Origin of the sequence: Janthinobacterium sp. TB1-E2, from assembly GCF_036885605.1 — a bacterium.
Classification (GTDB): domain Bacteria; phylum Pseudomonadota; class Gammaproteobacteria; order Burkholderiales; family Burkholderiaceae_D; genus Janthinobacterium; species Janthinobacterium aestuarii.
The window spans coordinates 4,943,325-4,963,585 of sequence record NZ_CP142523.1 but is presented as its reverse complement, the minus strand read 5'-3'; the positions used below and the strand labels follow the sequence as shown (position 1 = coordinate 4,963,585).

Sequence of the window (20,261 nt, the reverse complement as noted above, 5' to 3'; positions counted from 1 at the left end):
GATATCAGTGTGTGCTGACGCGGGTGGTCAGACTTGCTTGCAATTGCTGAGCCGAAACCGGCTCCCCGGCAGCCCTCAGCGCGGAAATGGCCAGCATGTGGCCGTCTCCGCAGACGCCAAAGATGCAATTATCCACTACCGCCAAGCCCGGTGGCAAACTTCCTGCTGAATGCTTGCTTAAACGGGCTGTTTCGATGGTGTAAATAACATTGTTGACTTCGGTGAACGCGCCGGGATAGGGCGGCGCGACGGCCCGGTGCAGGTTGTAGACCTGCTGCGCCGGTAACTTCCAGTCGATGCGGCCGTCTTCCGGCGTACGTCCGCCAAAGTAGCCGCCCTGGCGCAAATCGTTGAGCTGGCGCGGCGCCGTACCGTCCAGCAAGGCCGGCAGCACGTTCCACAAGGTTTGCTCCGCCGCCACGGTGACCTTGCCGAAGACTTCGAAAGCCGTGTCGTCGGGCAGGATGGGTACGGCCGTTTGCGCGACGATGGCGCCGGCATCGGGCTTGACCGTCATTTCATGCAGGGTGGCGCCCGTTTGCGGGGCGCCATGCAGCACGGCCCAGTTGACGGGCGCGCGGCCGCGGAACTGCGGCAGCAGCGAACCGTGCATATTGTAGGCGGGCGCGACTTCCAGGATGCTGGCCGGCAGCATGTGGCGGTAGTAAAAGCTGAACAGCATGTCCGGTGTTGCCCCCCGCACCTGCGCCAGCAGCTCGGGCGCGCGCGCGTCCGAAGGCGTGATGTAGGGGATGCCTTCAGCCTGGCACAGGCTGGCGACAGATTCGAACCACAGGTTTTCCGTGGGGCTGTCTTCGTGTGTGACGACGAGGGCGATATCGACGCCGCCGGCCAGCAGCACCTTGATGCAGCGTACGCCCACATTGTGGTAGCCGAAGACGACGGCGCGCGGGGCGCCCATCAGCGGCCCACCTGGCGTTTTTCCAGGCGCACGTACGATGGCGCCTCGGCTTCCGCCTGGGCCATGCCGTCCTGCAAGATGGTTTGCACCACATAGCGGGGGCGGGCGCGTACTTGCTGGAAGATGCGTCCCACGTATTCGCCCACGAGGCCGATGCCGAACAGGATCACGCCCATCAGGAAGAAGGCGATGGCGAACAGGGTGAATACGCCCTGCGCCTCGGCGCCGAACAGGAAGCGGCGCGCCAGCAGATAAATCACCAGCACGGCCGAACTGAAGGACAGCAGCATGCCCAGCATCGAAAAGATTTGCAGGGGTATCAGCGAAAAGCCCGTGACCAGGTCGAAATTGAGGCGGATCAGGCTGTACAGCGAGTATTTCGACTCGCCGGCTGCCCGTTCCTCGTGCTCGACGGTAATTTCCGTGGGCTTGCGGGCAAACGTGTAGGCCAGGGCGGGCACGAAGGTGTTGACTTCGGCGCACTGGTTGACCAGGTCGATCACGTTGCGGCCATACGCGCGCAGCATGTTGCCCTGGTCCGTGATCTTGATGTTGGTGATGCGCTCGCGCAGCCGGTTCATCATCTTCGACGCCAGCGTGCGCCAGGCGGAATCTTGCCGCTTGCGCCGGATCGAGCCCACGTAATCGTAGCCTTCGCGCATCTTCGCCACGAGGTTGCCGATTTCTTCGGGCGGATTCTGCAGGTCGGCGTCGAGCGTGACCATGATCTGCCCGCGCGACGCTTCAAAACCGGCCAGGATGGCCATGTGCTGGCCATAATTACCGTTGAACAGGACGACGCGCGTAACGTCGGGGCGCTGGCGGAACTGTTCCGCCAGGATGGCCACCGAATTGTCGCGGCTGCCATCGTTGATGAAGATGATCTCGTAGCTCGTCTGCAGGGCATCGAGGGCCGGATACAGGCGGGCGAACAGGCTGGCCAGGCCATCCTGCTCGTTGTAGATCGGAATGATAACGGACAGTTCAGGTTTCATCGGCGCGCTGCTCATTTGATGAGAATGGATTTGACGGTGGCGACGGCGCGTTCCACGTCCTGTGTCGTCATGGCGTAGAACATCGGCAAGGTCACGGTCAGGCGGCCGATTTTTTCCGAGACGGGGAACATGCCCTCGGTAAAGCCGCGTTCGCGGTACATGGTAAACAGGTGGATCGGTGCGTAATGATAGCCCGTTCCCACGTTTTGTTGTGCCATTTGCTGCATGAACGCGGCGCGCGTGCCGGGGCCGTTGTCGGGCAGGATAATCTGGAACAGGTGCCAGTTGCTGTTTTCAAAATCCTGCACGGGCAGCTGGGCGCCGCTCTGCGCTTCGAAGTCGCTGCCGAATTGCTCAAAGTAATGGCGCGCCAGCGCGCGGCGGTGGGCCGTGATGGCGTCGATATTGGCGAACTGGCCCAGGCCGATGGCGGCCATGATGTCGCTCATGTTGTATTTGCCGCCCAGCACATCGACATCGATGCCGTCGACGCCGCTGCGCGTCACGCCCTGGAGCCGGTATTTCTCGGCCAGCTTCGCTTCTTCCAGGTTGTTCAGGACGAGGCAGCCGCCTTCGCCCGTGGTGATGTTCTTGTTGGCCTGGAAGCTGAACGAGACGAAGTCGCCAAACGCGCCGATGCGCTTGCCCTTCCACGTGGAGCCGAACGCTTGCGCCGCGTCTTCCACGACCCGCAGATTGTATTTTTCAGCAATCGCGTACAGGCGGTCCATGTCGACGGGCAAGCCGGACAGGTAGACGGGGATGATGGCTTTCGTACGCGGGGTGATGGCCGCTTCCAGTTTGTCGAGGTCGATATTGCGCGTGACGGGGTCGATGTCGGCAAACACGGGCGTGGCGCCCACTTCGATGATGACGTTGGCCGTCGCTACCCACGACACGGGCGTGGTGATGACTTCGTCGCCGGGGCCGATGCCGGCGATGCGTAGCGCGATTTCCATGGTGCACGTGCCCGAATTGAAGGTGCGCACGGGACGCCCGCCGAAATACTCGGACAGCTGGGCTTCGAAAGCCTGCACTTTCGGGCCGCTGGTGATCCAGCCCGAGCGCAGCACTTCGCCGACGGCGGCGATGGTCGCTTCGTCGATGGTGGGTTTGGAAAATGGCAAAAAGGGCAGGGTAGAGGTCATGGGGTGCGGCTCTTGGGTCGGTATGGTGTCAGGGTATCGGTGTCGCCAAGGCTGCCGTGCGCTCAAACGCGGCCGGCAGGCATGGCTATTTTATATCGTCAGTATGGCGGCGCAGCCAGTTCAGCAGTGAAAAGTTCCTGCCGCTGCGGGGGCGGGGCAAGCTGGCCGGGGGCGCGATCCGTGCTGCCTCGCGCCCCAGTTAAACACTATTTGTTGGCAATGACCATGCGGCGCGCATCTTCGGCGATAACACGCATGGGCACGCCACGTTGTTGCAATTCCTTGTAACGGTTCAGGCTGATAATGGCCATGTCGCGCACGCCGGCATTAGCATCGTTCGTCCATTGCGTGATGAAAGTCTCGATGCTCGGGATGGACAGTTCCGGCTGCTGTTTCAGGCCAAACGTAAACTCATCCCAGTAATCGACGAGGATCACGGGCCGTTGCAGGTAATACGTCAGCGACTGTTCATAGATGCCGACCGAATAGAGCTTGGTATCGGCCGTCAGTTCGGCCTGGATCTGCGGCAGCATGTCGGTGCCCGCGCGGTTCTGGCCATACAGTTCGGAGCCGGCCAGGATGCAGTGCGTGGCCAGGAAGCCGGCGCCGGCAATCGTCAGCACCGTCATGTCGCGGCGCAGCTGGCGTGCATGCAGCAAGGCCAGGGCGCCGCCGGCCAGGGCGAAGAAACCGGCCGCCATCAGCCAGGGCTGGTAGCCTTTGAGCGCGACCAGGGCATCCGCGTCGCGTGCGCTGGCCTTGCTGAAGGCGATCGGTCCGCCGATCAGGATGGCCGCGCCCAGTACGCACAGCAGGCCGGCGGCGAACAGGCGCTGGCGGCGCGATGCCGATTCCAGGTACAGCGCCACCAGCAAGGCCAGCGCCGGGAAGATGGGTACGATATAGCCAGGCAGCTTCGAGGTCGAATAGCTGAAGAAGAAGAAAATGAAGACGGCCCAGACCAGCAGCATCAAGCGGGGCTGGAAGGCGCCTTCCTGGCGCTTGAAAGCGGCGGCCAGGCTTTGCGGCAGCACGCCTATCCATGGCAGGATGCCGGGAATGAGCAGCACGAGGAAGTAGTACCAGGCGCCTTCGCGCTTGTGGCCCTTCATCAGGAAACGCTGGAAATGCTCGTGGATGAAGAAGAAATGCGGCTGTTCCGGATTGCGCAGGGCGACCAGCACGAACCACGGCGTGGCGATGGCAAAGAACACCAGCAAGCCCTTGACCAGATGCAAACGGGTCCAGATGCGCCAGTCGCGCGCGCACAGCGAATACAGCACCAGCACGGCGCCCGGCAGCACGATGCCGATCAGGCCCTTGGCCAGCACGGCCAGCGCCATGGCGGCCCAGCAGGCCAGCATCCAATTGCGCCGCTCGATCGCCGTGGCGTCGTCGCGCTGGGCGATCAGCAAGCTGCCCATGGTGAGGGTCATCATGCCCGACAGGCCCATGTCCAGCGAATTGATCTGGCCTGAAGCGAGCCAGAACAGGCTCGACGCCAGCACCAGGCCCGCATACAGGCCCACGCGCGGGCCGAACACTTTCTTGCCCGCGTAGGCTGTCATGCACACGCCGATGATGCCGCACAGGCCAGTCCACAGGCGTGCCTGCCACTCGCCCAGGCCGAAGGCGGCGAAGGTCAGCGCATTCATCCACGTTTGCAGCGGCGGTTTTTCAAAGTACTTGATGCCGTTCAGGCGCGTGGTGATCCAGTCGCCCGTGACGAACATTTCGCGCGCCATCTCGGCGTAGCGGCCCTCGTCGGGCGGCACCAGGGTGCGCACGCCCAGCGCATACAGGGTGACGACGATGAAGATGCCCAGCAGGGACCACATCAGCACTCGCGACGAGTGCAGTTCGTTGACATTGATTTTCATGCGGCCTTGCCTGCGGCCGGGGCCAGGATCAGGGCCAGCGTGACTTTGCGGCCTTCGCCCATGAGGATATTGTAGGTGCGGCAGGCGGCCTGGCTATCCATGCATTCGACGCCGATGCGGCGCATGGTCAGCGCGGCCGTCAGTTTCGGATGCACGAAGCGCTGGCGTTCGCCCGTGCCGAGGATGACCACGTCGGGAGAGTCGGCCAGGATTTGCGCGAAATGCGCCTCGGTCAATTCTTCGAAACTGGTGACTTCCCACGCGCGTGGCGGCGTTTCCGGCATGACGATCAGGCTGTAGTTGTACGGCTGGGCATTGATCTCGACGCCGTTTTCGTCATAGCCGGTGACAGTCTGGTATTGTTGGGTGCTGCTGGCGTGGAGTTTCATGGCGATATCGGGGCTGGTCGTGTCGGTTGATCGGTACGCGCGCGGCCAAACTGGGCGCCGCGGCCAAGGGCGTAAGCATGCCATAAATGACAGAAAAGAGCGACTGAAAAGCAACATCCTTTCCAGATTGCAATGTTCGGCGCCACAGTGGCGCTGCATGCTTGCGCCATGGTAATGCTGCAAGATTAAGGGAAGATGAAGATGGCGCCCGCCCGATTGTCGTCCGGATGCGCCAACGTGGCAGAATCGGCGTCAAATGCTGCGGTTCGCCATGTTTAATTTGATAAAATGCCCTGTTTTCGGCGAGAATGGTTGTTTTCGCCTTGCAGTCTTTCGCATCGCAGTTTCACGGGTTCATAGTTCTGGCGCGGCGGCCACGCTGCAAGTTCTGGTCACCGCGCCGCATCACGACAGGGATTTATTTTGCGACCGATTCAGAAATCGAATAAATTGGCGGACGTCTGCTACGACATCCGCGGCCCGGTCCTGGAAAAATCCAGGCAAATGGAAGAAGAAGGCCACAAGATCACCAAGCTCAATATCGGCAACCTTGCCGTATTCGGCTTCGATCCGCCCGACGAGATCGTGCGCGACATGATGCTCAATCTGCAGAATGCGGCCGGCTATACGGATTCGAAAGGCATGTTCGCGCCGCGCAAGGCCGTCATGCACTACACGCAAGGCAAGAATATCGCCGGCGTGACCATCGATGACATTTACCTGGGCAACGGCGCTTCCGAACTGATCGTCATGTCGATGAACGCCCTGCTCAACAGTGGCGACGAAGTGCTGGTGCCGGCGCCCGACTACCCGCTGTGGACGGCGGCCGTCAGCCTGTCGGGCGGCAATCCCGTGCACTATGTGTGCGACGAGCAGAACGAGTGGTACCCCGACATCGAGGACATGCGCCGCAAGATCACGCCGCAAACGAAAGCCATCGTCGTCATCAACCCGAACAACCCCACGGGCGCGCTGTATCCGGTTTCCGTGCTGCTGCAGATCGTCGAACTGGCGCGCCAGCACCAATTGATCATTTTCGCCGACGAGATCTACGACAAGGTGCTGTACGACGAAGCCGAGCACGTGTCGATCGCCTCGCTGGCCGACGACGTGCTGTTCATCACCATGAACGGCCTGTCGAAGAATTACCGCTCCTGCGGCTACCGCTCCGGCTGGATGGTGGTCTCGGGCGAAAAGCGCCACGCAAAAGATTACATCGAGGGCCTCAACATGCTGGCCTCGATGCGGCTATGCGCCAACGCGCCGGGGCAGTTTGCCATCCAGACGGCGCTTGGCGGCTACCAGAGCATACAAGACCTGGTGGGGCCCGGCGGGCGTCTGTTGAAACAGCGCGATCTGGCGCACAAGCTGCTGACCGATATTCCGGGCGTCACCTGTGTCAAGCCGAAGGCCGCGCTGTACATGTTCCCGCGCCTGGATCCGGAGATCTACCCGATCGCCGACGACCAGCAGTTTGCCTATGAATTACTGGCCGAAGCGAAGGTCCTGATCGTGCAGGGCACGGGCTTCAACTGGATCGCGCCCGACCATTTCCGCGTCGTCTTCCTGCCGAACTCCGATGACCTGACCGAGGCCATGGGGCGCATTGCGCGCTTCCTCGAAGGTTACCGTAAGCGTCACGGCCGGGGCTGAACCAGCCAGCAGCAATCTCGATCAACCATACCGATCAACCTGGCGCCGCCCAAGGGGGCGCCACTTATGAGCAGTCAAGCACAACTATGAAATCCATCAAGATCGGCCTGCTGGGCCTGGGCAATGTCGGTTACGGCACGTTCAGCGTCCTGAAACGCAACCAGGAAGAAATCAAGCGCCGCGCTGGCCGCGGCATTGAAGTCGTCGCCGTCGCCGTGCGCGACGTGGCGCGCGCCGAAGCGCTCGTCGCCGGCGGCTGCAAGGTCGTCAATGACCCGCACCTGATCGTCAACGATCCCGAGATCGACATCGTCGTCGAACTGATCGGCGGCTACGACCTGTCGAAAACCCTGGTGATGCAGGCCATTGCCAACGGCAAGCACGTGGTCACGGCCAACAAGGCCCTGCTGGCCGTGCACGGCAACGAAATCTTTGCCGCCGCCCAGGACAAGGGCGTGATGGTGGCCTTCGAAGCGGCCGTCGCCGGCGGCATCCCCATCATCAAGGCGCTGCGCGAAGGCTTGACGGCCAACCGCATCGAATGGATCGCCGGCATCATCAACGGCACCACCAATTTCATCCTATCCGAAATGCGCGACAAGGGCCTCGATTTCGCCACCGTGCTGAAACAGGCGCAGGAACTCGGTTACGCGGAAGCCGACCCCACCTTCGACATCGAAGGCGTCGACGCCGCGCACAAGGCCACCATCATGTCGGCCATCGCCTTCGGCATCCCGGTGCAGTTCGACAAGGCCTACGTGGAAGGCATCAGCAACCTCAGTGCCGTCGACATCCGCTACGCCGAGCAACTGGGCTACCGCATCAAGCTGCTGGGCATCACCAAGCGCGCCATCGTCAACGGCGTGGAAGGCATCGAGCTGCGCGTGCATCCGACCCTGATCCCCGCCAAGCGCCTGATCGCCAACGTGGAAGGTGCCATGAACGCCGTGCTCGTGCATGGCGACGCCGTCGGCGCCAGCCTGTACTCGGGCCGCGGCGCGGGCGCCGAGCCGACCGCTTCGTCGGTGATCGCCGACCTGGTCGACATCACGCGCCTGGCCACGGCCGACCCGGAACACCGCGTGCCGCACCTGGCGTTCCAGCCGAACGCGATGACCGATATCGCCATCTTGCCGATGTCGGAAATCACCACCAGCTACTACTTGCGCATGCACGTGGCCGACCAGCCGGGCGTGCTGGCCGACCTCACGCGCATCCTGGCCGAACGCGGTATCTCGATCGACGCCATGCTGCAAAAAGAACCGGCCGAGGGCGAGACGCATACGGACATCATCATGCTGACGCACCAGACGCAGGAAAAGAACGTCACGGCCGCCATCGAGAAGATGGAAGCGTTGAACAGCGTGGTGGGCACGGTCACCAAGATCCGCCTGGAAAACCTCAGCTGATCGGTTTCAGCGAGCCATGCAAAACGGCGCCCTCGGGCGCCGTTTTTTTATGCGTGATGTTGTCGGATTACGGCCCTTCGGACCTGATCCGGCCTACGCCTACGCCGATCAAGGCGCGGGGACGGGGCCCACGTCCATGCCGTCATAGCTGGCCAGCTGGTTGTCCTGCGCAAACGCCATCAGTTCGCCATTGCGCGCGTGCAGGCTGTCGACGCCATGCACTTCAGCTTTTTCCACGTGCAGCACCCACACGGGCGGAGCCGCCGGATCGTCGAGTTCCGGCTGGTACAGTTCCACGGGCCGGTAGCCCTGCAGCGCCAGCAGGGTGGCGGCCTGCTCCAACGGTTCGGAGGTGGGGTTGGTGAAGTAATAGCCCCACAGCAGCGGCTGGGACAAATCCCACGGCGCATTCTCGGCGATATTGGCAAACAGTTCGGTTACGTCGTCTTTGGTCATCATGGCTGCGGGCTTTCATTAAAATCTCAGGGCGCGATCTTAGCACCGACTGGCGCCGGGGCGAAATACACGCCGACTTTCAATCCATGCCCATTCGCCGCCGTCGCCAGTTCCAGCCTGGCGCCGTGCAGGGCCGCGATGTCGCGCACGATGGCCAGGCCCAGGCCGGCGCCGCCAGGGTTGCTCTCGAGCGCCGCGCCGACCCGGTAGAACGGGGTGAACACGCGTTCGCGTTCCACAGGGGGGATGCCGGCGCCGCTGTCTTCCACTTCCAGCAGCGTTTCGTTTCCATCGCCGCCCGCGCGCACGCGCAGGATTACGCTGCCACCCGGTGGCGTGTAGCGCAGGGCATTGTCGACCAGATTGGCGACAAGTTCATGCAGCAGTAGGGCCTGGCCATGCACGGGCGCTTCGTCGGGCGCTTCCAGCGACAGGTCGATATTTTTGGCGACGGCGGCCATGGCCATTTCCAGCCCTACCTGCTGCGCCATGTCGCGCAGCGCGACGGTGTCCATGGCCAGACTCTCGCCGCCATGCTCGATGCGAGCGAGGGTCAGCAGGCGGTTGGCCAGCAGCACGGTCGAATCGGTGGTGACGGCGATCGAGCGCACGATGTCGCGCAGGGCGGCGAGGTCCGGGGGCGCGCCCGCCTGGCGGTCGCATTCGCGCATGGCCAGTTCGGCCTGGGTTTTCAGCACCGTCAACGGCGTGCGCAGCTGGTGCGAGGCATCGGCGATGAAGCGGCGCTGGCTGGCGATCAGCTGCTGCAGGCGTGACATGGCGCCGTTCATGGCGCTCACCAGCGGGCGCATTTCCTTGTGCACCAGCGTGGGATCGACGTCGGACAGGTCGGACAGGGTGCGCGTCTCGACTTCCGTTTTCAGGCGCATCAGCGGGCGCAGCACCAGGCGCACGGCAAACCACACGAGGGCGCCCATCACCAGTATCATCGCCGCCTGCCAGCTCAGGGTATCGAACAGGATCTGGTTCGACAGGCCGCGCCGCGCGTCCAGCGTTTCGGCCACCTGGATCAGTGCGATGCCGCGCATCGAGTCGTCATACACGGGCTGCAGCAGGGCGGCAATGCGGATCGGCTTGCCGTGATAGTCGGCGTGGTAGAAGCGCACCAGGGCCGGATAATTTTGCGAGCGGGGCACGTTTTTCGGCACGGGTGGCAAGTCGCCATAGCCCGATACCAGCTCGCCGTTGATGCCCGTGACCTTGTAGTAGATGCGGCCCAGGGTGTCGGTCTCGAAGCTGTCGAGCGCCACGTAGGGCACTTCGGCCACCACCTTGCCGTTGACGATGGAGACTCTTTCGGCCAGCGCCCGCGTCGACGCCAGCAAGGAGCGGTCATAGGCCATGTCGGCCGCGTCGAGCGCGTTGCGGTACACAAAAACGGCATCGAGCAGCACCAGCATCACCAGCGGGATGAGCAGCCAGCGCAGCAGCTGGCTGCGCAGGCTGCCCAGCGGCCGACCCTGCGCCCAGCGCCGGCGCAGGCGCTCGAACAGGGGCAGGCTTGGGGCGCGCACGCTCATTTTGACGCGGCCGGCGCCATCGCGCTGCGCGGCTGCAGCAGGTAGCCGATGCCGCGCAGCGTGGTGATGACGGCACCGTCGGGCGAACCGGTTTCGACGCCGCTCTCGAGTTTCTTGCGCACGCGGTGGATATACAGTTCGATGGCGTCCAGGTTGGCGTCGTCGGCCAGCGCGAAGACTTCGTCGAACAGCTTTTCCTTCGACACTGCGCGCCCGGAGCGCGTGATCAGCGCTTCGAGCACGGCGTGTTCGCGCGGCGTCAGGGGGAAAGGGGCGCCGGCATAGCTGAACATGCGCGTGACGGTGTCGAAACTGAGCGCGCCGCACGTGTGCACGAGCGCTTCGTTGCCCTGGCTGCGGCGCAGCAGGGCTTTTACGCGCGCTTCGAGTTCGGCCAGTTCGAACGGCTTGGCCATGTAGTCGTCGGCACCCAGGTTCAGGCCCTGCACTTTTTCATCGAGGCCGCCGCGCGCCGTGAGTATCATGACGGGAGTCTTGCCGCGCGTGCCGCCGCGCGCGCGCAGGCGGCGCAGCACGTCCAGGCCATCCATCTTCGGCAGGGTCAGGTCGAGCAGCACCAATGAATATTCCTGCGTATGCAGCAGGGCGTCGGCATCGGCGCCGTTGTGGGCGGTCTCCACCGTCAGGTGCGCGTCGCGCAGGGCCTTTGCCAGCCAGTGCGACAGCTCCAGATGGTCTTCCACTAATAATATGCGCATGGTCTCCGCCATTCGTTTGAATTGGTGCAGTGTAAGCCTGTCGGCACGCCGCCGACAGGGGCCGCAATGAATTTGTTGGTATTGCCTGTGGCTGGCCGGCGACACCTGTCAGTCTGAAAGCCAATTGAAAGGATCGCGATCATATAGTGTGATCCTGATTCATGAAATTGATCAGGCATATCACTAATAACTATATCTAAGGGAGACACTCTACATGAAGAAAACTGTATTCTCGCTGGCCGCCATGGCGGTACTCGCCGCAGCCGGCAGCGCCCACGCCCAATCGAACGTCACCCTGTACGGCCGTCTTGACGCCGGCATCAGCAACACCAGCAACGCCGGTCCGAACAAAAGCTCGATGACGCAAGTCAGTTCCGGCGGCATGAACACGTCGCGCTGGGGCATCCTGGGCAGCGAAGACCTGGGCGGTGGCTTGAAAGCCGTGTTCAATCTGGAAGGCGGCATCCTCGTCGACACGGGCGCGGCCGACGGCGCGCTGTTCAAGCGCCAGGCCAACGTGGGCCTGGAAGGCGCGTTTGGCCGCGTCGTGCTGGGACGCTCGTTCACCACCGTGTATGACTTCGTGCTGCCGTTCGACCCGATGGCCTATGCGCCGTTCTACTCGTGGGCCACTTCGGCCAACGCGACGGGCCCGAGCAAATACGGCATGACGACGGCCTTCGACAATATGGTCAAGTACTCGGGCAAGACGGGCGGCTTCAGCTACGGCGCATCGTACGGCTTCGGCGAACAGTCGACGGGCAGCTCGGACAGCGCCAAGCTGTCGACGGCCGTCACCTACAAGACCGGTCCGGTCAGCCTGCTGGCCACGTATGAACAGGTCAACGGCAACACCATCGCCGGCGGCGCGCGCGACAAGACCACCGTCTACCACCTGGGTGCGATGTACGACGACGGCCCGTGGAAAGTGCAGGCTGCGGCGCGTGACTACAAGCTCGATCCGGCTGCCTCCGGCAAGGCCGACGTGCGCGGCACCATGTACTGGGGCGGCGTCAGCTACAAGACCACACCGGTCATCACCCTGACGGGCGTGATCTACTACCAGGACGTGAAGAACGTGGCCGCCAACCTCGATGCCGATCCGATCATGTACGTGGCGCGCGTGCGCTATGCCCTGTCCAAGCGCACCGACCTGTACGTGGCCGGCGCTTACGCCAAGGCCAAGCACAACCAGCTGGTCAGCCTGTCGCGTGACGACGCCGGTTTCGGCGACACGCAGCGTGGCCTGATCGCCGGCATCCAGCACCGCTTCTAAGGCATGACCATGCTGCGCACCGTGTTCCTGTCGCTGCTGTTGTTGTCCGCGCTGCTGCCGGCGCTGGCAACGGCCGCCGCGCCTGAAGTCGACTGCGTGGTGCCGTCCAAGCCGGGCGGCGCCATGGACCTGACCTGCAAGCTGGCGCAGAAAGGCTTGCTGCAGCCCGATCCTGCGGTGGCGGCGCCGTTCGCGTCCTCGGTGCGCATCAGCTATCTGCCGGGCGGTATCGGTGCGGTGGCGTGGCGTTCGATGGGGTCGCAGCGCCGACGTGCCGAAGCCAACACCCTGGTGGTGTTTTCGGGCGGCTCGCTGCTGAACCTGGCGCAGGGCAAGTTCGGCAACGCCAAGACGGGCGACGTGCGCTGGGTGGCGGCGCTGGGCGCCGACTACGGCATGATCGCCGTGCGCAGCGACTCGCCCTACAAGAGCCTGGCCGACCTGATTGCCGCGCTCAAGCGCCACCCCGACAAGGTACTGATCGGCGTGTCCGGCACCATCGGCAGCCAGGACTGGCTGAAGATGGCGCTGGTGGCGCGCAAGGCCGGCATCGACCCGAAAGTGCTGCGCTTCGTGGCGCTGGAAGGCGGCGGCGAGATCTTCACGGCGATGCAGGCCGATTACGTGCAGGTGATGTCGGGCGATACGTCGGAAGCGACCCTGAACGCGGGCGACAGCCATGCGCGCGTGCTGGCGGTGCTGTCGGAAAAGCGCCTGCCCGGCGTGCTGGCCAGCGTACCGACGGCGCGCGAGCAGGGCGTCGACGTGGTCTGGCCCATCATCCGCGGCCTGTGGATGGGACCACAGGTGCCGGAAGCCGATTACCAGCGCTGGGTGGCCACGTTCGACCGTGCCATGGCCACGCCGCAGTTTGCCCAGTGGCGCACGCAATCGGGCATGTATCCGTTCGCGCTGACGGGCGACAAATTGACGCAGTACGTGAACCAGGCAGTCGAACGCTACTCCAGGCAGGCGGCCGAACTGGGCCTGATGCGCTGAATCGAATAGCAAACCATACAACAATCACAGACGGAGACAAACCATGCAAACCAAGACCATACTCGCCATCGCCCTGGCAGCCGCTTTCGCGGGTAGCACCGGCGCCGCTTTTGCCCAGGTGCCGGCAGGTTATCCGGCCGACTACCAGAAGATCATCGACGCGGCCAAGAAGGAAGGCAAGGTGGTGATCTACAGCGCCACCGACAGCAAGGCCGCCGCGCCGCTGATCAAGGATTTCAGCGCCCTGTATCCGGGCATCTCGGTCGAATACAACGACATGAATTCGACGGAAGTGTACAACCGTTTCATTTCCGAAGTGGCCGCCGGCGGCAATACGGCCGACGTGATGTGGTCGTCGGCGATGGACTTGCAGATGCGCCTGGCCTCGGACGGCTACGCCCTGAAATACAAATCGGTCGAAGCGGCCAAGATCCCCGGCTGGGCCATGTGGGACGACCAGGCTTACGGCACCACGTTCGAGCCTGCCGCCATCGTCTACAACAAGCGTTTGCTCGACCCCAAGGAAGTGCCGAAGAACCACGACGACTTCGTCAAGCTGATCGCCACGCCGAAATTCAAGGACAAGGTCACCACCTACGACATCGAAAAGTCGGGCGTGGGCTTCATGTTCATGTCGCAGGATGCGAAGGAATATCCGCAGTTCCTGGCGCTGCAAAACGCGTTCGGCACGGCCAAGGTGCGCGTGCAGTCGTCGACGGGCACCATGATGGAACGCATTTCGTCGGGTGAAAACCTGATCGGCTATAACGTGCTGGGCTCCTACGCCCTGGTGCGCGCCAAGACCGACCCGTCGATCGGCGTGGTGCTGCCCAAGGATTACACGCTGATCCTGTCGCGCGTGCAGTTCATCAACAAGAACGCGAAGAACGTCAACGCCAGCAAGCTGTGGCTCGACTACATCCTGTCGCACCGCGGCCAGACCATCATCGCGAACGGCGCCAAGCTGTACGCGATTCGCGCCGACGTCACGGGCGAGACCACCTCGGCGGACCTGATCAAGGAAATCGGCGCGGCCAACATCAAGCCGGTGCCGGTGCACCCGATCATCCTGCAATTCCTGGGGCCAGCCAAGCGCATGGCCTTCTTGAAGCAATGGAAAGAAACAGCCGGCAAGAAGTAACGCCGTCCTGGCCGTCCGCAGGCCCGTGCCCGCGGACGGATGCCGTACCCTTCATTCATTGGATTCATCATGCAAACTGCTATCTTGCCGCTGCCTGCACGGTCGCGCTCTCCCTTGTCGCGCCTGAACTGGCCGCGCGGCGTGGTCGTGGCGATCACCATGGTCGCCATTTTCCTGCCGCTGTTCCTGATTTTTTACCAGAGCTTTTTGAACGCGCCGTTTTTCATGCCGGTGCGCGAATTCGGCTTTGACTCCTACCGTTTCATCTTCGATGATCCCGATTTCTCGATGGCCTTCAAGAATGGCCTGATGCTTGCCTGCGGCTTGACCGTCATCGCCGTGCCGCTGGGCGGCATGCTGGCCTTCCTGATGGTGCGCACCGACTTGCCGGGCCGCGGCTGGGTGGCGCCCATGCTGCTGGTGCCGATCTTTGTCTCGCCGATGGTGATGGGCTTTGGCTACGTCGTGTCGATGGGCCCCGTAGGCTTCTACTCGGTCTGGGCCAAGGAGCTGTTCGGCTTCGTGCCCTGGAATATTTATTCCTTCACCAGCATCGTCATCATCGCCGGCCTGACGCACGTGCCGCACGTCTACCTGTATGCCTCGTCGGCCCTGAAAAGCCTGGGTTCGGACGTGGAAGAAGCGGCCCGCGTGGCCGGCGCTTCACCGGTGCAGGTCATGCTGAACGTGTCGCTGCCGATGATCATGCCGGCGCTGGCGTATGCGGGCGTGCTGGTGTTCTTCCTCGGCTTCGAAGTATTCGGCCTGGTGCTGGTGCTCGGCGATCCGGAAGGCCACCTGGTGCTGCCGACCTATCTGTACAAGCTGACCAACAAACTGGGCACGCCGTCGTACCACCTGATGGCCGCCGTCGCCGTCTGTCTGGTGATGGTGACCATGCCGCTGGTGATGATACAGCGCTGGCTGCTCAAATCCGCCAACAAATATGTGTCGATCAAGGGCAAGGGCGCGCGCAGCAAGGCCATGCCGCTGGGCCGCTGGAAGTGGCTGGCGTTTGCCTTGCTGGCGGGCTGGCTGATCTTCACCATCATCCTGCCGCTGACGGGCATCGTGCTGCGCTCCTTCGTGCAGTACTGGGGCGAGGGCGTGCACCTGGCCGACGTGCTGACCTTGCAGCATTTCCGCGATATTTTCGACCAGCCATCGCTGGTGCGCGGCATCGTCAACACGATCCTGATCGGCGTTGTTGGCGGCGCGCTGGCCGTGGGCTGCTACAGCTTCATCGCGCTGGCCATGCACCGCAAGCAGGACGGCGTCACGCGCCTGCTCGATTACAGCGTGCTGGTGCCGCGCGCCGTGCCGGGTTTGCTGGCCGGCCTGTCGTTCCTGTGGGTGTTCCTGTTCGTGCCGGCCTGGCTCGACGGCATGTTGAAAGGCATGGATAACGGCGTGGCTCTGTGGCTGAGCGGCCATGTGATTCCCGTGCTGCGCGAAGTGCGCTCGACGATCTTCGCCCTGTGGCTCGCGTATTCGGTGGTGTGGATGGCCTACGGCATGCGTTTGATTTCCACCGCGCTGCTGCAAGTGGGGCCGGAGCTGGAAGAGGCGGCGCGCGCCGTCGGCGCCAACCGCGGCCAGGTGACGCGCGACGTGACCCTGCCGCTGATCAAATACGGCTTGCTGGGTGCCTGGCTGATGGTGTTCCTGATCTTCGAGCGCGAATATTCGACGGGCGTATATCTGCTCTCGCCGGGCACGGAAGTGATCGGCGCCATGCTGGTATCGCTGTGGGCGGGCGGCTCGACCGACCTGGTGGCGGCGCTGTCCTTCATCAATATCACCCTGGTGGCCATCGGCCTGGGCATCGCGCTGCGCTTCGGCGTCAAGTTACACAACTGAGTTGCATAACTAAGAATAGACTGAGACCACATCATGAATGAATTGACCGTCAATGAGCTGTACCTGGACTACGGCACCGGCGCCTCCGCCAACCAGATCCTGAAGGGTGTCTCGATGCACCTGAAAAAAGGCGAAGTGGTCGCCCTGCTGGGGCCTTCGGGCAGCGGCAAGACCACCTTGCTGCGCGCCGTCGCCGGGCTGGAAAGCCCGAAGGCGGGCACGATCGAGATCGGCGAGCGCAATGTCTTCGATGGCGCGAAGCATTTCGAAATGCCGGCCGAGCACCGCAACCTGGGGCTGGTGTTCCAGTCGTACGCGCTGTGGCCGCATAAGACCGTGTTCGACAACGTCGCCTACGGCCTCAAATTGCGCAAGATGGGCAGCACGGAAATCGCCGCGCGCATCAAGGAAGTATTGACGCAGCTGGGCCTGGGCCACCTGGGCGAGCGCTATCCGCACCAGCTGTCCGGCGGCCAGCAGCAGCGCGTGGCGATCGCCCGTGCGCTGGTGTACAACCCGCCCGTGATCCTGCTCGACGAACCGCTGTCGAACCTGGACGCCAAGCTGCGCGAGGAAGCGCGCGCCTTCCTGCGCGAACTGATCGTGCGCCTGGGCCTGTCCGCGTTGATGGTGACGCATGACCAGGGCGAGGCGATGGCCATTTCCGACCGCATTCTGCTGCTCAATAACGGCAAGATCGAGCAGCAGGGCACGCCGCAAAGCATGTATGAAACGCCGGACACCCTGTTCACGGCCGAATTCATGGGCAGTAACAACCGCTTGCCCGGCAAGGTGGTGCAGCGCGAAGGCAACCAGGTGCGCCTGCTGGTCGATGGCGCCTCCATGCAGGGCGTGGCGCGCGGCGCCAATGTGGGCACGGAAGTGACCACCATGATCCGCGTCGAGGAAGTGAAGATCAGCGCCACGCAGGTGGACAACGCCATCGAGCTGCCGCTGCTGACCTGCATGTACCTGGGCGACCGCTGGGAATGCCTGTTCGAGCGCGGCGGCGCCGAGAACATCAGCCTGCGCGCCTATTCGCGCCACAAGCTCGAAGCGGGCAAGTACTGGCTGCACATGCCGGCCGATAAGCTCTGGGTGTTTTAACGGTACCGCGGTGGCCACCTTGGCGCGCAGTCTGTGCCGCGCTGGCCACCGGTTTTGCATCGCCCCCGTATTTCACGGCGCCCGTGCCGGCCTTTCTCATTCTCCATACGCGGTGATCGCCGGCGCCTTGCCGTTCACGCTGGCGCCATGCCACCGCCTTCTTTGCCATGGCCGTGGATGGCATTGCTGGCCGCTCCATTCTTTTCCCTGCTGACAAGACAACGCCGCCATAGTTGAATCGGCCGGCTGAAACTCGCATAAAGCAAACGCTCTGTATTGCCCTTGCCGCGCGCCCTTTAATCCTCGCTGCCGCCATGCGCGGGTAATATGGGGGCGCCGTTGCGCCATGCCGCATGTGTTATCTAAAAACAACGCTCTTATGTGTCGCATGCCCGGCTTGTCTTGATCATGGATAAAAAAACACCCGTTCCGAGAATGCCGATGGTTTGCCGGAAAAGGCTGATTTTTCCATCGGAAGAGAATGGATACGAGTGTTACAAATAGTAACTAGGGCGGGGTATTCTTTAAAAGACGGGTTTTGTATTTACATTTAAAAAGTTGCCGCATGGCCATTTATTTTAGTTATTTTTACTTCCATCGTTTATAATTTGAAAAGAACGCCGGCGAGGCTTTTTGCGCAGTTTTGACGTGAGTTCGCCCTTTTTTTGAGCTCAGGAAAATGCATATGCGCACCGATGGTGTCCGTTTTTCAATTGTCAGACATGCCGCATGGGCACCGGGCCTGGAAACGCCGCAGCAATGGCAGGCGTGGGCGCAAAGCGCCCTGCCCGTCGCGCCGATTGCCGCTGCCGGCGAGCCGGGCGTGCGTGCGATGGCGCCGATGCTGCGCCGCCGCGCCGGTCAGCTGGGCAAGATGGCGCTCGAAGTGGCGTACACCTGCCTCGGCGAACAGCGCGATATTCCGCTCGTCTTTTGTTCCCGCCACGGCGAGGTGGCGCGCGCCGTCGAACTGTTGTCGGCGCTGGCCCAGGGCGAACCCCTGTCGCCGACGGCGTTCGGCATGGCCGTGCACAATGCCAGCGCCGGCCTGTTTTCCATCGCCCGCGCCGATACGGCGAATCAGCTGGCCATCGCCGCCGGTGCGGCCAGCCTCGAAGCCGCGGTGATCGAGGCGTGCGGCTTGCTGGCCGATGGCGCGGCGCAGGTATTGCTGGTGCTGGCGGAGTGTCCCTTGCCAGTGCCATTTGAAGCTTTTGAAGACTGTCACGAGCAATCGCATGCGTTTGCCTGGCTGCTGCAGGCCGAGGCTGCTCCGGGCACCGCTTTCAGCCTGACGTGGCGTCCCCGCAGCGGTGATGATGCGTTGGCGGCTGCCCCCGGCGCCATGCCGGGCAGCCTGGCCGTGTTGCGATTCATGCTCGGCGAGGCCCGCACGTTCGAGCACGCGGCCAACCGCCAGGCATGGTGCTGGAGCCGCCATGCATAAGCTGGAGGCTGTTCGCGCCGGCATATCGATAGGCTGGCGCACGATCGCGACCGCGCTCAGTTTCGCCGCCTTCGGCCTCGGTGGCTTGCTGCTGCGCGTGCTGGTGTTCCCCGTGCTGCAGGTGCTGGTGTGGCGGCGCGACACGCGCATCGCCTGCGCGCGCGCCATCATCCGCTGGAGTTTTCGCCTGTATATCGGCCTGATGCGTTTTCTCGGCGTGCTGCGCTACGACTTGCGCGGTCTCGACAAGCTGGAACGCGGCGGCTTGCTGATCCTGGCCAATCATCCGACCCTGATCGACACGATTTTCCTGATGGCATATGTCAAGCAGGCCGATTGCATCGTCAAGTCCGATTTGTGGAATAACCCGTTTACGGGCGGCCCCGTGCGCGCGGCCGGCTATATCAATAACACGGGCGGCGCCGAACTGGTGGACGCCTGCCTGGCATCGCTGGAGCGCGGCAATAACCTGATCATTTTCCCGGAAGGCACGCGCACGCCATGCAGCGGCGAAGTCGTGCTGAAGCGGGGCGCGGCGAATATCGCCGTGCGCGGCCGCCGCGACGTGACGCCGGTGCTGATACGTTGCCTGCCCAGGACCCTGGGCAAGGGCGAGCCATGGTGGCGCGTGCCGGCCCGCCGTGCGCATTTCGAGATCGCCGTGCAGGACGACCTGGCGATCGGCGAGTTTACCGGCGGTGGCGCCAGCGACGTGATGGCGGCGCGCACCTTGACCACTTATCTGCAACATTACTTTAGCGGGAAACAGGAACAACATGCTTGAACAAGAAGTGAAGGAACTGATCATCGAGGCGCTGCAACTGGAAGACGTGAGCGCTGCCGATATCGATACGGATGCACCCCTGTTTGTCGAGGGCCTGGGACTCGATTCGATCGATGCGCTGGAACTGGGCGTCGCCCTGCAAAAAAAATACGGCATTTCCCTGTCGGCCGATTCGGCCGATACGCGCCGCCACTTTGCCTCGGTACGGGCGCTGGCGGCGATGGTTGACACTCACAGAAAGAAGTAAGGAGCAGCAAATGGTAGATATGAGCGCAATGAGCCGCGATGAACTGTACGCATGGGTGGTGCAGCTGCTGGCCGAAATGTTCGAGCTCGATCCGGCGGCGCTGACGCCGCAATCGAATCTGTACGCCGAACTCGATATCGACAGCATCGACGCGGTCGACCTGGCGGTCAAGCTGAAGCAGCTGACGGGCAAGCGCCTGCAGCCGGAAGTATTCAAGACCATCCGCACGATCGACGATGTGGTCGAAGCGCTGCGCGCGATGTCGGTGTCGGAACAGGCGGCGTAACG

General features: G+C 63.0%; 19 protein-coding genes. 11 read left to right on the top strand and 8 right to left on the bottom strand.

Annotated features, from left to right (window positions below; translation table 11 throughout):
• Positions 1-4: 4 nt before the first annotated feature.
• From OPV09_RS22360 to OPV09_RS22340, 5 genes are all read right to left on the bottom strand, one after another.
• Positions 5-922 (bottom strand): formyltransferase, encoded by a 918-nt coding sequence (locus OPV09_RS22360; protein ID WP_072452490.1) that lies wholly within the window; start codon positions 920-922, stop codon positions 5-7.
• Entirely contained in the window at positions 922-1,917 is a 996-nt protein-coding gene (locus OPV09_RS22355; RefSeq protein ID WP_070305259.1) for a glycosyltransferase, read from the bottom strand. Before OPV09_RS22355 ends, OPV09_RS22360 begins: the two co-directional genes overlap by 1 nt.
• Positions 1,918-1,928: 11 nt before the next feature.
• Complete coding sequence (locus OPV09_RS22350) at positions 1,929-3,065, bottom strand: DegT/DnrJ/EryC1/StrS aminotransferase family protein (RefSeq protein ID WP_338679401.1); 1,137 nt, start codon at positions 3,063-3,065, stop codon at positions 1,929-1,931.
• A gap of 206 nt (positions 3,066-3,271) precedes the next feature.
• Complete coding sequence (locus OPV09_RS22345) at positions 3,272-4,945, bottom strand: glycosyltransferase family 39 protein (RefSeq protein ID WP_338679400.1); 1,674 nt, start codon at positions 4,943-4,945, stop codon at positions 3,272-3,274.
• Complete coding sequence (locus OPV09_RS22340; RefSeq protein ID WP_070305185.1) at positions 4,942-5,334, bottom strand: Mth938-like domain-containing protein; 393 nt, start codon at positions 5,332-5,334, stop codon at positions 4,942-4,944. The genes OPV09_RS22345 and OPV09_RS22340 overlap by 4 nt, the downstream gene beginning before the upstream one ends.
• A gap of 423 nt (positions 5,335-5,757) precedes the next feature.
• Here OPV09_RS22340 and OPV09_RS22335 point away from each other — a divergent pair, with 423 nt between their 5' ends.
• Together OPV09_RS22335 and OPV09_RS22330 are read left to right on the top strand one after the other, a co-directional pair.
• Positions 5,758-6,987, top strand: a complete 1,230-nt coding sequence (locus OPV09_RS22335) for a pyridoxal phosphate-dependent aminotransferase (protein WP_034750427.1) — start codon at positions 5,758-5,760, stop codon at positions 6,985-6,987.
• Between the two features lie 86 nt (positions 6,988-7,073).
• Positions 7,074-8,396 (top strand): homoserine dehydrogenase, encoded by a 1,323-nt coding sequence (locus OPV09_RS22330; RefSeq protein WP_070305189.1) that lies wholly within the window; start codon positions 7,074-7,076, stop codon positions 8,394-8,396.
• Positions 8,397-8,504: 108 nt separating this feature from the next.
• On the opposite strand, the gene OPV09_RS22325 is transcribed toward OPV09_RS22330, so the two are convergent.
• The 3 genes from OPV09_RS22325 to OPV09_RS22315 are packed head-to-tail and all read right to left on the bottom strand — an operon-like array spanning position 8,505 to position 11,112.
• Complete coding sequence (locus OPV09_RS22325) at positions 8,505-8,855, bottom strand: ribonuclease E inhibitor RraB (RefSeq protein ID WP_081367940.1); 351 nt, start codon at positions 8,853-8,855, stop codon at positions 8,505-8,507.
• A 23-nt stretch (positions 8,856-8,878) separates the two neighbouring features.
• Positions 8,879-10,387, bottom strand: coding sequence for a sensor histidine kinase N-terminal domain-containing protein (locus tag OPV09_RS22320; RefSeq protein ID WP_425324007.1), 1,509 nt, complete (start codon positions 10,385-10,387; stop codon positions 8,879-8,881).
• 2 nt (positions 10,388-10,389) lie between these two features.
• Positions 10,390-11,112, bottom strand: coding sequence for a response regulator (locus OPV09_RS22315; RefSeq protein ID WP_034750889.1), 723 nt, complete (start codon positions 11,110-11,112; stop codon positions 10,390-10,392).
• A 214-nt stretch (positions 11,113-11,326) separates the two neighbouring features.
• Here OPV09_RS22315 and OPV09_RS22310 point away from each other — a divergent pair, with 214 nt between their 5' ends.
• The 9 genes from OPV09_RS22310 (at position 11,327) to OPV09_RS22270 (ending at position 20,259) form a co-directional block, all read left to right on the top strand.
• Positions 11,327-12,388, top strand: coding sequence for a porin (locus tag OPV09_RS22310; protein ID WP_034750420.1), 1,062 nt, complete (start codon positions 11,327-11,329; stop codon positions 12,386-12,388).
• A 3-nt stretch (positions 12,389-12,391) separates the two neighbouring features.
• The gene (locus OPV09_RS22305) at positions 12,392-13,387 is read left to right on the top strand and encodes a Bug family tripartite tricarboxylate transporter substrate binding protein (protein WP_034750417.1); all 996 of its coding nucleotides are present in this window, start codon (positions 12,392-12,394) and stop codon (positions 13,385-13,387) included.
• Between the two features lie 43 nt (positions 13,388-13,430).
• A complete protein-coding gene (locus OPV09_RS22300; RefSeq protein WP_072452496.1) occupies positions 13,431-14,528 on the top strand; it encodes an ABC transporter substrate-binding protein in 1,098 nt (365 codons plus the stop codon).
• Between the two features lie 69 nt (positions 14,529-14,597).
• Positions 14,598-16,388, top strand: a complete 1,791-nt coding sequence (locus OPV09_RS22295) for an ABC transporter permease (RefSeq protein WP_072454034.1) — start codon at positions 14,598-14,600, stop codon at positions 16,386-16,388.
• A 33-nt stretch (positions 16,389-16,421) separates the two neighbouring features.
• Positions 16,422-17,495, top strand: coding sequence for an ABC transporter ATP-binding protein (locus OPV09_RS22290; RefSeq protein WP_070305197.1), 1,074 nt, complete (start codon positions 16,422-16,424; stop codon positions 17,493-17,495).
• Positions 17,496-18,180: 685 nt separating this feature from the next.
• Positions 18,181-18,942 (top strand): beta-ketoacyl synthase chain length factor, encoded by a 762-nt coding sequence (locus OPV09_RS22285; RefSeq protein ID WP_338679398.1) that lies wholly within the window; start codon positions 18,181-18,183, stop codon positions 18,940-18,942.
• Positions 18,935-19,726, top strand: a complete 792-nt coding sequence (locus tag OPV09_RS22280; protein ID WP_338679396.1) for a lysophospholipid acyltransferase family protein — start codon at positions 18,935-18,937, stop codon at positions 19,724-19,726. The genes OPV09_RS22285 and OPV09_RS22280 overlap by 8 nt, the downstream gene beginning before the upstream one ends.
• On the top strand, positions 19,719-19,973 hold the full coding sequence (locus tag OPV09_RS22275; RefSeq protein ID WP_034750401.1) for a phosphopantetheine-binding protein: 255 nt from the start codon (positions 19,719-19,721) through the stop codon (positions 19,971-19,973). The genes OPV09_RS22280 and OPV09_RS22275 overlap by 8 nt, the downstream gene beginning before the upstream one ends.
• Positions 19,974-19,992: 19 nt before the next feature.
• Entirely contained in the window at positions 19,993-20,259 is a 267-nt protein-coding gene (locus OPV09_RS22270) for an acyl carrier protein (protein WP_374106831.1), read from the top strand.
• Positions 20,260-20,261: the final 2 nt, after the last annotated feature.

Coding starts and splice junctions, on each gene's coding strand:
- OPV09_RS22360 (WP_072452490.1), bottom strand. CDS start 922: ATGGGCGCCCCGCGCGCCGTCGTCTTCGGCTACCACAATGTGGGCGTA.
- OPV09_RS22355 (WP_070305259.1), bottom strand. CDS start 1,917: ATGAAACCTGAACTGTCCGTTATCATTCCGATCTACAACGAGCAGGAT.
- OPV09_RS22350 (WP_338679401.1), bottom strand. CDS start 3,065: ATGACCTCTACCCTGCCCTTTTTGCCATTTTCCAAACCCACCATCGAC.
- OPV09_RS22345 (WP_338679400.1), bottom strand. CDS start 4,945: ATGAAAATCAATGTCAACGAACTGCACTCGTCGCGAGTGCTGATGTGG.
- OPV09_RS22340 (WP_070305185.1), bottom strand. CDS start 5,334: ATGAAACTCCACGCCAGCAGCACCCAACAATACCAGACTGTCACCGGC.
- OPV09_RS22330 (WP_070305189.1), top strand. CDS start 7,074: ATGAAATCCATCAAGATCGGCCTGCTGGGCCTGGGCAATGTCGGTTAC.
- OPV09_RS22325 (WP_081367940.1), bottom strand. CDS start 8,855: ATGATGACCAAAGACGACGTAACCGAACTGTTTGCCAATATCGCCGAG.
- OPV09_RS22315 (WP_034750889.1), bottom strand. CDS start 11,112: ATGCGCATATTATTAGTGGAAGACCATCTGGAGCTGTCGCACTGGCTG.
- OPV09_RS22310 (WP_034750420.1), top strand. CDS start 11,327: ATGAAGAAAACTGTATTCTCGCTGGCCGCCATGGCGGTACTCGCCGCA.
- OPV09_RS22305 (WP_034750417.1), top strand. CDS start 12,392: ATGACCATGCTGCGCACCGTGTTCCTGTCGCTGCTGTTGTTGTCCGCG.
- OPV09_RS22300 (WP_072452496.1), top strand. CDS start 13,431: ATGCAAACCAAGACCATACTCGCCATCGCCCTGGCAGCCGCTTTCGCG.
- OPV09_RS22295 (WP_072454034.1), top strand. CDS start 14,598: ATGCAAACTGCTATCTTGCCGCTGCCTGCACGGTCGCGCTCTCCCTTG.
- OPV09_RS22290 (WP_070305197.1), top strand. CDS start 16,422: ATGAATGAATTGACCGTCAATGAGCTGTACCTGGACTACGGCACCGGC.
- OPV09_RS22285 (WP_338679398.1), top strand. CDS start 18,181: ATGCGCACCGATGGTGTCCGTTTTTCAATTGTCAGACATGCCGCATGG.
- OPV09_RS22280 (WP_338679396.1), top strand. CDS start 18,935: ATGCATAAGCTGGAGGCTGTTCGCGCCGGCATATCGATAGGCTGGCGC.
- OPV09_RS22275 (WP_034750401.1), top strand. CDS start 19,719: ATGCTTGAACAAGAAGTGAAGGAACTGATCATCGAGGCGCTGCAACTG.
- OPV09_RS22270 (WP_374106831.1), top strand. CDS start 19,993: ATGAGCGCAATGAGCCGCGATGAACTGTACGCATGGGTGGTGCAGCTG.